Origin of the sequence: Actinomadura madurae, assembly GCF_900115095.1 — a bacterium.
Lineage (GTDB): Bacteria > Actinomycetota > Actinomycetes > Streptosporangiales > Streptosporangiaceae > Spirillospora > Spirillospora madurae.
Genome location: NZ_FOVH01000008.1, coordinates 214,370 through 229,371, shown reverse-complemented (window position 1 = coordinate 229,371; position 15,002 = coordinate 214,370). Strand labels below are relative to the sequence as shown.

Here is a 15,002-nt window from a genome sequence, read left to right as displayed (position 1 = left end):
GCGGGCCGGCGCCCCGCGGGCCCGGCGGCATGGAACGGCACACGGCGGTGAGAGTGCGTGTATGGGGACAGCGGAGGCCGAGCCCGTCACGGTCGTGATCACCTGGGACGTCAAGCCCGGCCGGGAGCGCGACTTCGAGGAGTGGGCCGACGGGCTGCACGCGGTCGCGACCCGGTTCCCCGGGCACCTGGGCGCGACATGGCTGCGCGCCGACGGGTCGAGGCCCCGGTACTACACCGTGGTGAACTTCGCCGACCAGGCGAGCCTCGACGGCTGGATGGGCTCCGGCGAGCGCAAGGAGTGGATCGCCCGGGTCCGCGACGTCGCCGACGAGCACACGCAGGACACCACCGGGCTGGAGACATGGTTCAACCTGCCCGGCGAGTCGGTCCCGGCGCCGTCCAAGGCGAAAATGATCGTCGTGACGTTCTGCGCGGTCTACCCGCTCAGCCTCCTGCTGCAGGCGTTCGTGACACCGTCGGCGACGTCGTGGCCGCTGCCGCTGAAGGCCCTGGTCTTCCCCGTCATCGTGATCCCGCTGCTGACCCTGGTGATCATGCCGGCGCTGAGCCGGGCGCTCCGGCGCTGGCTGTACCCGATCGAGCGGGCGCACCGGCCGGCGCGGCCCGGCCGGTGATCAGGCGAGCAGCTCCCGCAGCTCGGCCACGGCCTCGCGGAGCTTCTCCGCGAACACCCCCATCGCCGCCGCGACCGGGCGCGGGGTGCTCAGGTAGACGTTGAAGCGGTCCGGGAGCAGGACGTAGGCGACGCCGATGCACTGCTCGCTGGTCGAGCCGAAGCCGAAGTACCGGATGTTGACCGACGGCGCCGAGCTGGTGCTCAGGTAGTCGTCCCGCATCGTCAGCCACCCCGGCGAGTCGAACAGGTGCAGCGGCTCGGTGACGCCCAGCTCGGCGCCGCGCCGCTTCTGGATCAGCTGGAGCTCCCAGAGGTGCTGCTCGGGCGCCTGCCCCGCCTGGCACTCCTTGGCCCGGCGGACGTGGGCGCCGGCGGCGGCGCGGAACGCGTCCCGGCGGAGCGCGGCGCCGGCCGCCGGGTCGTCCATGACCTCGGTGAAGCGGAGCACCTCGGGGGTGACGACGCGCATCGCCTCGGTGCGCCCGTGCCGGTACTGGCGGGTGGCGATCGACTCGTAGGTGGCGCCGACGTGGCCCTTCGCGCGCTTGTGGGCCAGCTGGTAGGCCATCTGGACGAACGCGTCCGGCGACGTCTTCAGCCGCTTGGCGTGGTCGGCTCCGAAGTCGTCGAACGACACGGTCGCCGTGGCGGTCGCGGCGCCGTAGGCGGCGAAGGCGGCCGCGGCGTCCTGGATGTCGCGCCGCAGGACGTCGTCGAGGACGAACTCGATCGGCTCGATGACCGGCAGGCCCTGCGACCTGGCGCCCGACCGCCGGGAGAGCTCCTCGGCGGGCGTGCCGAGCAGCGCGTCGACGAAGCTGAGGATCGTGGTGCCGTCCAGGCCGCAGTGCTCGACGTTGATCCCGGCGGTGCCGTCGCCGAACACGACGAAGGACACGGCCTTGTCGAACCAGCGGTTGCCGCTGTCGCCGTGGAGCAGGTGGTCGCAGGCCTCCACGGTGCTCGCGGGGGCGAAGTCCTCCAGGCAGACGCAGAACAGCGCGGTCTCGACGGTGTCGAGCGCGTCGTCGTTGCCGAGCGCGATGAGCGCCTCGCGGCTCGCCGCCCATTCGGCGCGGGCCTTGGTGGTGAGGTGCCCGGCGGACGGCTCCGGCGGGGCCTCCGCCTTCATGATGGCGGCGAGGCCCGCCGTCAGCTCGTCCAGCGTGTGCGGGCGCCCGTCGGGGCCGAGCACGTCCATCCGGGCCATGGTGCCGCGGAAGAACACCACGATGTGCCGGGCGCCGGACGGGCCGGGCCACTCGTCGGTGTAGGGGGCGCGGACGGTGTCCTGCTCGGCCCCGGGGATGCGCGTGGTGGAGAACAGGAACCTGTTCTGCGCCATCGACAGCGGGCGGCCGCGCTGGACGACCGGCGGGACGTCCTCCTCGTCCAGCCGCAGCTTGTAGTCCAGCGCCCCGGCGACGAGACCGGCCGCGCGCTCGACCTGCCCCTCGGGCGACTCCTTGAACAGGAAGAAGAAGTTGGCGTTCAACGCGATCCGGTCGCGGCGGCCCAGGTAGCGGTACGGCCAGAACGTGTCCAGCCAGCTGTGCACGCCCTCGCTCGCGTCGTAGCGTTCGAGCGCCGCGTGCAGCGCCCGGCCCGGCCCGTCCGGGCGCGCGAACGAGGCCAGCGCGGACTCCGTCCGGGCCCGCTCGTCGTCGGTCAGCAGCGGACCGCACCACTCCATGAACCGCTCGCATGTCGCGTCGAGCGTGGGCAGCGGCACCCGCGGCAGGCGCTCCTCGTTGCCGAAGGTGCGGGGCGACAGTTCTTCACCGGCGTTCAATGCGTTCCTCTTGTTGTTCCAGGTGGACCGCTTGTTCCAGGGTGGACCGCGCGGCGTCAGCCGGGCGGACGGGAGATGTACAGCTGCGCGTAGAGCCGGCCCTCGGTCTCCAGGCCGCTCGGATCGACGCCGACGTGCGAGAGGCGGTCCAGGACGAGCGCCTGCTCCTCCCGGGTCGCGAACTTCCGCTGCTGGAACACGCCGTCAACGCGGACGGTCTCGTATCCCGCGGCGGCGAGGGTCTCGGCGACCGGGTCGAAGGGGAACATGCGCAGCACGAAGTGCGCCATCCACGGCCGGCGGCCCGGGTCGGCGTCGATGACGCGGGAAATGGTGCGCTCGGTGATGTAGCCGAGGCAGCCCGTCGAGATGACCAGGTCCGTTCCGGCCAGCTGCGCGCGCTGCTCTTCGGTCGGGTCGCCGTTCTCCAGATCGGCGTGGACCGCTCCGTCGAGGAAACCGGCTTCGAGGGCATAGGAAAGGGCGTTCTCCGAGGCGTCCAGCCCGAGGAAACGCAGCCGGTCGGCCTGTTCCCGGGAACGGAGCAGCTCCCGGTCGCGGGCCAGCAGCGTGCCGCGGGTGTGCCGGCCCGCGTCGGGACCGGCATAGCGATCGTACAGCTCGCCCATCGTCACGTCGTATTTCACCAGGGCCGCGTTGATGCCGTAGGAGCAGCCGATGTCCAGAACGGTCGCGGACGGGAGCTCCCGTGCCTCCCGGATTTCGCCGATGAGCCGCTGGAAGTGCGGTTTGGCCTGCTGCGGGATGTCGTACTCGAGTCCGCGCAGCGTGCCGAAGTAGTCGCGGGGATCGGGCCGGGTGTAGATGTGGTCGAGCGAGATCTTCCCTGTGGTGTCCGTGCGCACGCACGCCCTCCTAGTCGAGCAGCCGGTCGACCCGGACGGCGCCGCCCGCCGCCGCCCGGTGCTCGGGCAGGACGCGGCCGAAGAGCTGCCTCGTGCGCGCGACGCTGCCGATCACCCCCGGGCGCTCGCTGTAGGCGAAGATCGCCGTGTGCCGCGCCGTGTTCCCCCGGACCCTGCCGACCCTGTGCAGCGAGTACCGCCCCTTGAACAGCTGCAGGTCGCCGGGGCGGAGGGTGAGGCCGCGGACGAGGTCGCCGCCGTTCCCGGTCAGCACCCGGCGCACGTCGGCGAAGTTCTCGGCCTCCGCCGACCTGATGTTCGGGCAGTACTCGAAGACGCCCCCGTCCTCCGGCTCCTGCGTCAGCAGGCTGACGGTGAACTCGTTGGTGTCGAAATGCCAGGGATGCTCCATCCCCGGGTTGACCACGTTGACGCACAGCCCCGACAGCGGGTCGGCGAGCTCGTGCACCCGCGGCAGCCCGAAGCAGCTCGCCACGAACCGCTGGAAGAGCTCGCTCGAATAGAGCCGGTGGACGATGAAGCCGCCGGGGATGTGGTCGCGGGCCACGAACGCGTTGCCCCGCTCGACGGTGATACGCCCGGGATGATCTTCCGGCAATGGGGTGGCGACGTCGATGTTGTAGGCGTTCACCGTTTCGACGTCGTAATGCGCGCGCGGCGCGATCTCCGCGCATTCCGCGCGGAGTGCGTCCTGCAATGCCGGGCGAATGAAGTCGGGCAGCACGCAGCACCCCGTTTTCGCCAGGTCCTTCCGGGTCAGGGAAACGACCGCGTCCCACCCGGCGCTCCCCGGCGCGGCCAGCGGATAGCGCTCCGTGTCGACCACCCGTCCGAGAGCCTCCGCTGCGCCCATGAACGATCCTTCCGCGTCGGCCGATCTCAGACGCGTTTTAGCACATTCCTTCCGTGAATTCATGGCTGTGCTTTTCCGGTGCGGTTTGTCAGAAAACTATAAGTGAGGGGCGTGACCTGTGCCTTCGACCGTTCCCGGGCTCGCGCGCCGTCCGGGGGAGGTGTGTCCCATCTCACCGCCCGCCTCCGGGCGGACGGCGCCCGGCGGGGGTGGCGCTCGTCGTGGCTTTCCGCGAACCTTTCGGCACGTGGCGGCGTCACCGTCCAGTGGAGCTTGATCGAAGAAGGGCGGAGCACGGGATGGACTGGCGGCTGACGGGGTTCACCGAGGACCGTGAACTGGGACGCGGGGCGCAGGGACGGGTCGTCCTCGCCCGGCACGCGGAGTCCGGGACGCCGGTCGCCATCAAGTACCTCGCTGAGGGGGACGCCGCGGCGATCACCGCGCTGCGAGCCGAGGCGCAGATGCTCGGCCGGCTGACCAGCCCGTACGTGGCGCGCCTCTTCCAGTTCGTGGAGAGCGACCAGGGCGCGGCGATCGTGATGGAGGCGGTCGACGGCGTGTCCCTCAAGGAGGTGCTGCGCGAGCACGGGACCCTGGCCCCGGAGGCGGCGCTGCTGGTCCTGAAGGGCTCGCTGCTGGGGCTCGCGGCCGCCCACGCCGTCGGGGTCGTCCACCGCGACTACAAGCCGGCCAACGTCGTCGTCCGGTCCGACGGCCTGAGCAAGCTGGTCGACTTCGGCGTCGCCGTCCTCGCCGGGGAGGGCTCGCGCTCGGGGACGCCCGTGTACATGGCGCCCGAGCAGTGGCGCGGCGACCCCGCCACCCCCGCCACCGACGTCTACGCCGCGACGTGCGTGTTCATGGAGTGCGTTACCGGGCACCGGCCCTTCGTGGCGTCCGAGCCGGCGGCGCTGATGAACCAGCACCTCAACGTGCCGGTCGACGTGAAGGACGTCCCCGACCCGCTGCGGCCCCTCGTGCTGCAGGGGCTGGCCAAGAACCCGGGGGAGCGGCCGCCCGGCGCCGCGGCGTTCGTGACCTGGCTTGAGAACACCGCCGCCGCCGCGTACGGGAGCGACTGGGAGCAGCGCGGCGTCCGCTCCCTGGCCGCCGCCGCGGTCGCCCTGGCCGCCCTGTTCCCGCTGGGCGCGCTCGCCGTCGCCCCGGGGGCCGCCGCCACCACGGCGGGCGCGACCACGGCGGGCGCGGCGTCCGCCTCCGGAGCCGGCGGGACGGCCGGCGGCGGGACGGGCGCCGGGGCCGCCGTGAGCAAGGGGTTCCTCGCCACCGCGGCCGGCAAGGGCACCATGGCCGCCGCGGGCGTCGCCGTGGTCACCGCGACGGCGGGCGGCGCCGTGTACGCGGTGCAGGACCGCAAGGAGCCGCCGCCCCGGCCCGTCGCGGTCGTCCGGATGGCCGCCGACAACCGCACGCTCAGCAATCCGGAGATCCAGATCCAGAACGCGCAGTTCGCTACGGTCAGCGGCCTGAAGGACGCCGCGCTGCAGCGCCGGATCAACGCCGAGCTGCGCGGCCCCCTGGACCGCCTCATCGCCATGTCGCGGCGGATCTCGACCACCTTCGGCTGCAAGGGGAACCCGGTGAAGATACGGACCGAGGCCCGGCTCGGGCTGCGCGGGCCGCGGCTGGTCTCCGTACGCTACTTCCAGGTCACCGACAACTGCCTGCAGGCCGACGGGTCGCCCGGCGGCGAGGTCGTCACCGTGGACCTGCGCACCGGCCGCAGGCTCACCGCCCGGGACGTCTTCACGCCCGCGACGCTGACCGGCGCGGGCGTCGCCCGGCTCCAGTCGCTCGTGCGGCAGCGTTCGTACAAGAGGTTCGAGCGCAAGTGGTCGGACTGCTCTGCCGACGGCCGGTTCAAGCTCGCCGAGTTCTCCCCGACCGAGGGCGGTCCCGAACCCACGCCGCCCCGCCTGAGCGCGTTCTTCACACCCGCCGAGTTCCAGCTCGCCTACCTGGCCGGTGGCAGCGACGGCTGCGGCGACATGAGTTTCGGCGGCTCCTACGCGAGCGTCCGGTCCCTGCTGAAGCCCGAGATCGCCGCGATGCTGCCCAAGAACCCGTCGCCGGCGCCGTCCTGACGGTCGCCGGCCGCCGGCACGTTCCGGTGCTCACCTGCGGGTATGTAGCGGGCTGGAGCACCGAGGGGGCGGTCATGCAGACCTTCTTACCGTATGCGGACTTCACCGCCACGGCGGACGTTCTCGACCCGCGCAGGCTCGGTAAGCAGCGCGTCGAGACCATCCAGGTGCTGCGGGCGCTGACGGTGCCGGGGTACGGCTGGCGGCACCACCCGGCGGCGCGGATGTGGACGGGCTACGAGGAGGCGCTCGTCCGGTACGGCCTGGAGATCTGCGACCGCTGGTGCGGGCTCGGCCACGGCGACACCTGCGCCGGGACGCTGGTGGCGGACCTGTCCGAGAGAACGGGGGTGCGGCGCCCGCGGGACCAGGACGGGCTCGCCGTGGCGGGAGACCTGCCTCCCTGGCTCGGCGACCCGGCGTTCCACCGCAGCCACCGTTCGGCGCTCGTCCGCAAGGATCCGGTCTTCTACCGCTCCCGTTTCCCGGACGTGCCGGACGACCTGCCCTACGTCTGGCCCGCCTCGGACCGGCGGCCACATGGGAAACCCGCAGGTGGGTAGAGGGTCAGGATACGGAACCGTCCGCGAGCGAGGATGTGGGGCGGCGAGCCCATGCTGAGGGAGTTGCTGGCGGCCAGCCATCTGATGTCGATGGAGCAGCTACCGGGAGCGGTGTCCGAGCACGCCGCGAAGGTGGGCCTGCACGACGTGGAGATCTATGTCGTCGATCTCCAGCAGACGGTGCTGCGCCGGCTGCCCGGCACGCCGTCCGCCGTGGGGCCGGACGCCGGTACCGAGACCGACCTCCAGATCGACAGGACGGTGGCGGGGCGGGCGTTCCAGACGGTGCAGACGGTGGCGGGACAGGCGTTCCCGGACGGGACGGCCCGGTACTGGGCGCCGATCCTCGACGGCACCGAGCGCATCGGCGTCCTGCGGGCCACGCTGCCGCAGGACGACGAGCGGGCCCGGCAGGACGTCGAGTACCTCGCCGGCCTGGTCGCCCTGATGATCGTCAGCAAGGGGCCGTACAGCGACACCTACGCCCGGCTGGTCCGGACCCGCGAGATGACGGTGTCGGCCGAGATGCAGTGGCGGATGATGGCGCCGCTGAGCTTCGCCAACGACCAGATGGTGATCGGCGCCGCCCTGGAGCCGGCCTACAAGCTCGGCGGCGACGCCTTCGACTACGCCCTGGCCGGCGACATCGTGCACCTCAGCGTGTTCGACGCCATGGGCCACGACACCGCGTCCGGCCTGACGTCGAACCTGGCGGTGGCGGCGGGACGCAACCTCCGGCTGCAGGGCGTGCCCCTGCGGGACGTCGGGCGCGCCATCGAGGAGATCCTGCTCGAACAGGACTCCTCCGGCCGGTTCGTGACCGCGGCGCTGGCGGACCTGGACCTGCGGACGGGCATGCTCTCGTGGGTCCTGCACGGGCACCCGGCGCCCGTGATCATCCGGGGCGGCCGGTGGGTCACCTCGCTGCGCTGCGAGCCGGGCCACCCCCTCGGCACCGATCTCGGGGTGAGCGCCGAGGTCTGCGAGGAGCAGCTCGAACCGGGGGACCGCGTTCTGCTCTACACCGACGGCATCGTCGAGGCCCGCGACCCGAACAAGGACGAGTTCGGCCTCGCCCGGTTCATCGACTTCATCATCCGCCACAACGCCGGCGGGCTGGGCGTCCCCGAGACGCTCCGGCGCCTCACCCACAGCATTCTGAGGCACCATGCCGGACGCCTGGACGACGACGCGACCGTCCTCGTCCTCGAATGGCACGGCACGTCCGGGCGCGAGGACGCGGGCGCGCCCGTGGTCGCGACCTGATCAGCCGGGGAGACCGAGGGACCTCATCAGCGCCGGGTACGCCTCGTGCAGGTCGCGCTGCCAGTACGGCCAGTCGTGCTGCCCGTCGAAGAAGCGCGTGGTCACCGGGACGCCCTCGTCGCGGAGCCGCTTCACGAACGCGTGCGCGTTGGCGTGGGCGGCGGCCTCCACCGGGTCCGTGAACGGCATCCCGCCGAGGGAGCCGGCCTTCCCGTTGCCGCTGGCCACCCACAGCCGGACGCCGCGCAGCCGCCCCGCGAGGTCGGCCGGGTTGTGCGCGTGCCAGATCGCGGCCTGGTGGTCGGGGTGGCCCCACACCCGCCGCCAGTCGGTGCCGGGGCAGGAGAAGGACGGCCCCCAGCCGGTCGAACCGTCGCCGGGCTCGTGGCCGTGCAGGGTGTCGACGTACCCGCTGAACGCCGCCGCGGCCCGGAACATCCCTGGGAAGCGGGCCGCGTACAGCATGGCGCCGAGGCCGCCCATGGAATTGCCGGCGACCGCGCGTTCCCGTCCGGCGCCGTAGTCCCGTTCGAGAATGTGCCGCAGTTCGGTCATGTGGAACGTCTCCCATCGCGGGGATCCGCCGCGGCCGTAGTTCCACCAGTCGGAGTAATTGCCGCACCGGCCGCCGTTCGGCATGACGACGATCAGCTCGCTCCGGGCGGTGAGGTCGGCGACGTCGGTGTCGCGCGTCCAGGCGGTGTGGTCGTCGACGCCGCCGTGCAGCAGCCACAGGACGGGCCAGGTGCGTCCGGCGTCCCTCGACCAGCCGCGGGGCAGGAGGAGCCGGACCTTCTCGCGGCGGTCCATGGCGGGGGACCCGATGGTCAGGTCCACGGTGCGGGGCGCGACCGCCGTCTCGGCGACGACCTCGGCGCGGGGCGCGGCGGAGGCCGTGGACCGATCCACGACGGCGCCGGGAGCGAGCAGGGCGAAGGCCCCCAGCCATACGGCGGGGGTACTGCGGCGGAGCAATGCGGGGCCTTCCGGAAACACCGGCGGGGGATGGGCCGGCCTTTGCAGGAAAAAGGAGAGGCGCGGTCAGCGCTTTTCTCTTCTCACCGGAATGGATTCCCGCGGGCCGGCCGCCCCAAGCATTTCGTCAAAATTGTATAAAATGCATTTCCCGGCCGGTCGGTGCGCGCCCGGCGGTCCGCTCAGGCCCGGGAGGCGGTCTCCTGGACGGGCGCGTTGACGAAGCGGACGGCCCGCCGCACCAGCCAGCTCGCCATCATGTAGAGGATCAGCAGCACGCCCGCCAGCGGGAGCGCCAGCAGCAGGATCTGGAGCCCGGAGGTGAGCAGTTCGAGCGGGCTCGCCCCGGCGGACGCGGAGGCGGCGAGCCGGCGCATCATCCACCAGTCCTTCATCACCAGGTTCGGGATCTGCGTGACGATGAGGCCGATCTGGACGGCCAGGAGCGGGACGATGGTCAGCACCCAGGCCGTGACGAAGACCTGCGGCCAGCGCTTGAGGTCGCGGAGCCGCTCGTCGGCCGGGCGGCGCAGGAGCGTCCGGCGCAGGATGGGGCCGATGTACTTGAACAGGTCGGGGATGCCGATCAGGTCCGACATGATGTAGTACCCGTCGAACCGCAGCGTCGGCAGCAGCTGCTGGATGATCTCGATGTTGACGTAGAGCACGGCGACGAGCAGCGGCTCGTACCCCGTCGCCAGGTAGAGCAGGATCAGCCCGGCGACGAAGAGCCCGTTGAAGTAGACGCCGGCCAGGTCGGCGCGGAGCCGTCCGGCGCGGCCGAGCCGGTACGACTCGGTGATGTCGGTGTAGAACGCGGGCCACACCAGGTAGATGCCGCACCCCATGACCCCCGGGCGGACGCCGCCGTAGCGGCAGGCGGCCGCGTGCCCGACCTCGTGGAAGGCGCACGACAGCACCCCCAGCGCCATGATCAGCAGGATGCTCACCGGGGCGAGCAGGGTCTGCTGGAGCGCCTCGGCGATCGACCGCGTGGTCAGCACCCACACCTCGCCGGCGATGACGCCGGCCACCGCGACGGCCACGATCAGCGGCTTGAACAGCCAGCCGAACAGCCCGGCGACGAACCAGGTGACCGACTCCGGGAAGACGGCGACCTTGAACTTCAGCCCGAGGAACGGGTCGGCCTTGACGACGGGAGGCGGGGTGCCGTCGCTGTAGGTCGTCACGCCGAGCGGGGCGAGCTTGTGGTCGACCAGGTAGACGAGCTGCTCGGCGGTGAGCCGGGCGCCCGCCTGCTCGCTGACCGCCGCGGCCACGGTGTCGAGCGCGGCCGTCACGTCCTTCGTCCCGGCCAGCTCGCGGTGGTCGTGCAGCGCCTTGGCGACGAGGAACAGCAGCGGCGGCAGCCGGACGAGCTGGCGGTTGGGCAGGCAGACCAGCTGGGGCGGCTCGCGGTAGCCGGAGTTCTTGAACTCGCCGGCGAACTCGGCGCCGTCGGCGATCGTGGGAAGGGTGAGCGCCGCCGGAGCGCCGGCGCCGCCGGTGGCCTGGTCCGCGGGGGTGCTCATGACCCGTGGTGGACCACGACGGGGAAGCACGTCACCGTGGTGCGCTCGGCCTCCGCGAGCAGCCCGGTGTCGAGCACGCCGGACGTCCCGGCCGAGTGGGTGTACTGGCAGGCGTACACCGCGTCGAGGTCGCCCCCGTGGCCGGCGGCCGACAGCAGCAGCCGCCCGGGGAGCACCTCGCCCGACAGCCTGTCGAGGTCGGCGTAGCTGAGGGTGTGAGGGTTCGTTGTGCTCATCGGTTCGCTTTCAGATCGTCCGGAAAGAGGGGGAAGGGCTGGCGGGAATCACCAGCCCTTCCGTGCGGGCGCGAGCCCGCGATCATGCTCGGTCTAGTCAGCCGACCGTGGCGCCGCTGCAGGCGACGGTGGTGGTGTTCGGGCCCGCCAGGAGCAGCTGGCCGAGGCTGCCGCTCTGGTTGACGACGTTGGTCGCGCAGTTCGGCACGATCGAGTGGCCGCCGTTGCCACCACCGACGAGGAGGGTGGACAGGACGGCGCGCTCCGGCAGGACCTCGCCGGTCAGCTCGGCCAGCTCGGTGTAGCTGTAGGACTTCATGTGGTTCCTTTTCTTCCTTGTCACGCCCGGATTCCAAGGTGGATACCGGATGTCCTTCCCCGCCCCGATCGGAGCGGGTAGCTCTACGTATAGCAGATGTCACTGGCCGTAGCCAAGCGCCCGTTGATCAGCGGCTCCGCGAGCGGGGGGCGGAGGCATGAGCGGCTCCTGCCGGGTAGGGACGCCTACGTCCTGGCCCGATGGGAGGAGTGGGAGAATGGCCGAGAGCAGCTTCAGCATCGACGTCGCGGCGATCCGGGACCGCGCCCGCCAGAAGATGGCGGACGGCCCGGTGACCGCGGGGTACGGCAGGAGCCCCGAGGAGGTCATCGGCGTCCTCAACGACGTCCTGGCGACCGAGATCGTCTGCTGGATGCGGTACGCGCAGCACGCGATCAGCGCGACCGGGATCGACCGCGCGCAGGTGGCCGCCGAGTTCGGCGAGCACGCCGACGAGGAGCGCGACCACGCGATGCGCGCCGCGGAGCGGATCAGCCAGCTCGGCGGCGACCCCGACTTCGACCCCCGGACGATCGCCGCGCGGTCCCACACGACCTACGTGACCTTCGACGACGGCGACCTCAGGGGGATGCTCCAGGAGAACCTCGTCGCGGAGCGGATCGTCATCGAGTCCTACCAGGAGATCATCCGCTGGCTGGGCGACGGCGACGTCACCACCCGTCGGCTGATGGAGCAGATCCTCGCCGAGGAGGAAGAGCACGCCGACGACCTCATGGACCTCCTGGGGAACTGACATGGAATTCGGGTACACGCTGCTCTGCGAGCAGACACCGCCGAAGCAGCTCGTCGCCGACCTCGTCGAGGCGGAGGAGGCGGGCTTCGCCTACTCGGTCATCTCCGACCACTACTTCCCCTGGCTGGAGGACCAGGGCCACTCCGCCTACGCCTGGTCGGTGCTCGGCGCCCTCGCCCAGGCCACCCACCGCATCCCGCTGATGACGTTCGTGACCTGCCCGATCATGCGCTACCACCCCGCCGTCGTGGCCCAGAAGGCCGCCACGATGGGCGTGCTGTCGGACGGCCGGTTCACGCTCGGCCTCGGCGCGGGGGAGAACCTCAACGAGCACGTCGTCGGGCGCGGCTGGCCGTCGGTGGACGTCCGGCACGAGATGTTCGCCGAGGCCGTCGAGATCATCCGCGCGCTGTTCACCGGCGACTACGTCAACTACCGGGGCCGGCACTTCACCGTCGACTCGGCGAAGCTGTACGACCTGCCCGACGAGCCCGTCCGCATCGGCATGGCCGCCTACGGGCCCCGCGCGGGACGGCTCGCCGCGCGGCACGCCGACCTGCTGATCTCCGACCAGCCCGTGGAGGGCACCGTCGGCGTCTTCCATGCCGAGGGCGGGGCGGGAAAGCCCGTCTACGGCCAGATCCCGGTCTCCTACGGCCGCGACCGCGACGAGTGCAAGGAGCGCGCGCACCGCATCTGGAGGTTCTCCGTCCCGGCCTGGAAGGTCATGGCGGAGCTGCCGGGCCCGGTGAACTTCGAGGCGGCGGCGAAGACCGTCCGGCCCGAGGACGTCGCCGAGTCGGTGCCGTGCGGCGACGACGTGGACGACTACCTGGAGGCCGTCCGGCAGTGGGCGGACGCGGGCTTCACCCACATCTCCTTCTGCCAGTCCGGCGCCGACCACCAGAAGGACTTCCGGACGTGGGCGGAGGCCGACCTCCTCCCGGCGCTGCGCGAACGCTTCGGCTGACCGCCGGTCTCCCGGAGGGGCGGGGAGCGAGATCATTTATCCAATAAGGTTGCGTAACCCGCTCCCGCCCCTCCAGGAGTCACCCCCGATGCCGGAGACCGAACCCCTGACCCCGGACGACCCCACCGCCGTCGGCCCCTACCGGCTGTCCGGGCGGCTCGGCATGGGCGGCCAGGGCGTCGTCTACCTCGGCCACGGCGCCGACGGGGTTCCCGTCGCGGTGAAGGTGCTCCGCGCGGAGCTGGCCTCCGAGCCGCGCGTCCGGGAGCGGTTCACCAAGGAGATCGCCGCGGCCCGCCGGGTCGACCCGTTCTGCATCGCGCAGGTGCTCGACGCGTCGCTGGACGACCGCCGCCCCTACATCGTGACCGAGTACGTCGAGGGGCCGTCGCTCCAGCAGGCCCTCCAGCAGGCGGGGCCGCGGGACGGCGCCGCGCTGCGGCGGCTCGCGGTGGCGACCGCGACGGCGCTCGCCGCGATCCACGAGGCCGGGGTCGTGCACCGCGACTTCAAGCCGTCCAACGTCCTGCTCGGGCCGGACGGCCCGCGGGTCATCGACTTCGGCATCGCCCGGGACGTCGAGTCGCCGCTCACCGTGACCAGCAGCATCATCGGGACGCCCGCGTACATGGCGCCCGAGCAGTTCGCCGGCGACCCGGCGGGCCCGCCCGCCGACGTGTTCGCGTGGGGCTCGGTGATCGCCTGCGCCTCCACCGGGAGGCCGCCGTTCGGCGCCGACACCTTCCCCGCGATCATGCATCGCGTCCTGCAGGGCGAGCCGGACCTCGGCGACATGCCGGAGCCCCTGCGCGCCACGGTGACCGCGTGCCTGGCGAAGGACCCGGCCCGGCGCCCGGCGATGCAGGCGGTCCTGCTGCGCCTGCTGGGCGCCCAGACCCAGGCGACGGGCCCGGCCGACGCGCGGACGGTGGTCGACCCGCCGCGTCCCGCTCCCGCTCTTGCTCCTGCTCCTGCTCCCGCTCAGGCTTTCGCGGCGCCGGCGGCGAGGCCCGCGGCCGCCCCGATGCCCGGGGCGCCGCACACGGTCGGCGACGGCGGCCGGAAGGGACGGGCGTCCGCCGGACGCCGTCCCGTCGTCCTTCTGGGGGCGGGCGCGGCGGCCCTGGTGGTGGCGCTCCTCGCGGGTGCCGCGGTCTGGACGTTCTGGCCGGACGCGTCCGGGGCGGAGGAGCGCGACCAGGCCGGCTACACGGGCACCAACCCGCAGGGGCGCACCGGGCCCGGCGGGGTGGACGCCACCGGCGGCGGGGCGACGACCGGGCCCTCGGGCAGTCCGTCCCCGTCGGGCACCGCGTCCACGCCGGGCCGCGGGAAGGGCGGTTCGTCCGGTCCCTCGAAGCCCGGCTCGGGCTCCGGCTCGGGCAGCGGCTCGGGCGGCGGGAACTCCGGCGGCGGTTCGGACGGCGGCTCGGGCGGGAGCGGGGGCGGCGGCTCCGGCTCCGGCGGCGGCACGAGCGGCCCGACCGCCCGGATCGACTACTTCACGGTCGGCACCGGCGCCGCCTGCGAACCCAGCCCCGTCGACCTCCGGTACCGGATCACCGGCAGCCGGAACCCGACGCCGATCAAGTTCAGCATCTACTTCGACGGCCGGCTCGGCGACGGCCACCCGATCTCGTGGGCCGCGGAGCCGTCCTTCTCCAGCGGCGGCGCGCAGTCGGAGTCCAAGGGCACCCACAGCTACCGGATGGTCCTCATCAGCCCCAGCCACCAGGAGATCACCCGCACCTTCAAGGTGTGCTGAGCCCGGGAACGGCGACCGCCGCCGCTGGAAAACGGCGACCTTAATGGTAAATTACGGACAGGTTCGGGTAATTGCCGCGGCCGGTCCGCCGTCGAGGGAATGAGAGATTTTGATCAGGTATTGACCGGATGGTGGCCGTTGTCTATCTTCCAAGTAGAACGCGTTCTACTTGGAAGTCGGAACCGTGCGTCGACGCGGACACGGCGGTTCCCGGCTCCCGGCCCTCGACTCACGACCGCAGCGCCGTCCATTGGCCACGGGCGGTGCCGCGCGCGGATTCGGGGGCGTCCCACCCCATTCCTTCGGGTGCAGGCGCGACGCCCACCGTTCGAAATGAGGACTC

14 protein-coding genes are annotated in these 15,002 nt (G+C 72.1%); 7 read left to right on the top strand and 7 right to left on the bottom strand.

Features of this window, described 5'->3' with window-relative positions:
• Positions 1-61 precede the first annotated feature (61 nt).
• On the top strand, positions 62-637 hold the full coding sequence (locus BM339_RS23135; protein WP_075022175.1) for an antibiotic biosynthesis monooxygenase: 576 nt from the start codon (positions 62-64) through the stop codon (positions 635-637).
• On the opposite strand, the gene BM339_RS23130 is transcribed toward BM339_RS23135, so the two are convergent.
• Genes BM339_RS23130 through BM339_RS23120 form a run of 3 tightly spaced genes read right to left on the bottom strand, consistent with a single transcriptional unit; the run spans position 638 to position 4,171 of the window.
• Positions 638-2,431: a choline/carnitine O-acyltransferase gene (locus BM339_RS23130; RefSeq protein ID WP_083597841.1), complete on the bottom strand. Its 1,794-nt coding sequence runs from the start codon at positions 2,429-2,431 to the stop codon at positions 638-640.
• A gap of 56 nt (positions 2,432-2,487) precedes the next feature.
• On the bottom strand, positions 2,488-3,297 hold the full coding sequence (locus BM339_RS23125; protein ID WP_075022174.1) for a methyltransferase type 12: 810 nt from the start codon (positions 3,295-3,297) through the stop codon (positions 2,488-2,490).
• 10 nt (positions 3,298-3,307) lie between these two features.
• The gene (locus tag BM339_RS23120) at positions 3,308-4,171 is read right to left on the bottom strand and encodes a HalD/BesD family halogenase (RefSeq protein ID WP_024935395.1); all 864 of its coding nucleotides are present in this window, start codon (positions 4,169-4,171) and stop codon (positions 3,308-3,310) included.
• Positions 4,172-4,470: 299 nt separating this feature from the next.
• On the opposite strand from BM339_RS23120, the gene BM339_RS50765 reads away from it, so the two are divergent.
• The 3 genes from BM339_RS50765 to BM339_RS23105 all read left to right on the top strand — a co-directional run bounded on the left by BM339_RS50765 (position 4,471) and on the right by BM339_RS23105 (position 8,108).
• A complete protein-coding gene (locus BM339_RS50765) occupies positions 4,471-6,279 on the top strand; it encodes a serine/threonine-protein kinase (RefSeq protein ID WP_075022173.1) in 1,809 nt (602 codons plus the stop codon).
• A gap of 74 nt (positions 6,280-6,353) precedes the next feature.
• A complete protein-coding gene (locus BM339_RS23110) occupies positions 6,354-6,842 on the top strand; it encodes an MSMEG_6728 family protein (RefSeq protein ID WP_021598736.1) in 489 nt (162 codons plus the stop codon).
• A 51-nt stretch (positions 6,843-6,893) separates the two neighbouring features.
• Positions 6,894-8,108 (top strand): PP2C family protein-serine/threonine phosphatase, encoded by a 1,215-nt coding sequence (locus BM339_RS23105; RefSeq protein ID WP_075022266.1) that lies wholly within the window; start codon positions 6,894-6,896, stop codon positions 8,106-8,108.
• Here BM339_RS23105 and BM339_RS23100 read toward each other — a convergent pair whose 3' ends face one another.
• The 4 genes from BM339_RS23100 to BM339_RS23085 all read right to left on the bottom strand — a co-directional run bounded on the left by BM339_RS23100 (position 8,109) and on the right by BM339_RS23085 (position 11,170).
• Positions 8,109-9,083, bottom strand: a complete 975-nt coding sequence (locus BM339_RS23100) for an alpha/beta hydrolase (RefSeq protein ID WP_244938696.1) — start codon at positions 9,081-9,083, stop codon at positions 8,109-8,111.
• A gap of 182 nt (positions 9,084-9,265) precedes the next feature.
• Positions 9,266-10,615, bottom strand: coding sequence for a hypothetical protein (locus tag BM339_RS23095; protein WP_075022172.1), 1,350 nt, complete (start codon positions 10,613-10,615; stop codon positions 9,266-9,268).
• Positions 10,612-10,851, bottom strand: coding sequence for a hypothetical protein (locus tag BM339_RS23090; protein WP_021598732.1), 240 nt, complete (start codon positions 10,849-10,851; stop codon positions 10,612-10,614). Before BM339_RS23090 ends, BM339_RS23095 begins: the two co-directional genes overlap by 4 nt.
• A 97-nt stretch (positions 10,852-10,948) precedes the next feature.
• Entirely contained in the window at positions 10,949-11,170 is a 222-nt protein-coding gene (locus BM339_RS23085; RefSeq protein WP_021598731.1) for a hypothetical protein, read from the bottom strand.
• 217 nt (positions 11,171-11,387) lie between these two features.
• Here BM339_RS23085 and BM339_RS23080 point away from each other — a divergent pair, with 217 nt between their 5' ends.
• The 3 genes from BM339_RS23080 (at position 11,388) to BM339_RS23070 (ending at position 14,659) form a co-directional block, all read left to right on the top strand.
• Positions 11,388-11,924, top strand: a complete 537-nt coding sequence (locus BM339_RS23080) for a ferritin-like domain-containing protein (protein ID WP_075022171.1) — start codon at positions 11,388-11,390, stop codon at positions 11,922-11,924.
• A 1-nt stretch (position 11,925) separates the two neighbouring features.
• Positions 11,926-12,894 (top strand): TIGR03557 family F420-dependent LLM class oxidoreductase, encoded by a 969-nt coding sequence (locus tag BM339_RS23075; protein WP_075022170.1) that lies wholly within the window; start codon positions 11,926-11,928, stop codon positions 12,892-12,894.
• 88 nt (positions 12,895-12,982) lie between these two features.
• Positions 12,983-14,659, top strand: coding sequence for a serine/threonine-protein kinase (locus tag BM339_RS23070; RefSeq protein WP_075022169.1), 1,677 nt, complete (start codon positions 12,983-12,985; stop codon positions 14,657-14,659).
• Positions 14,660-15,002: the final 343 nt, after the last annotated feature.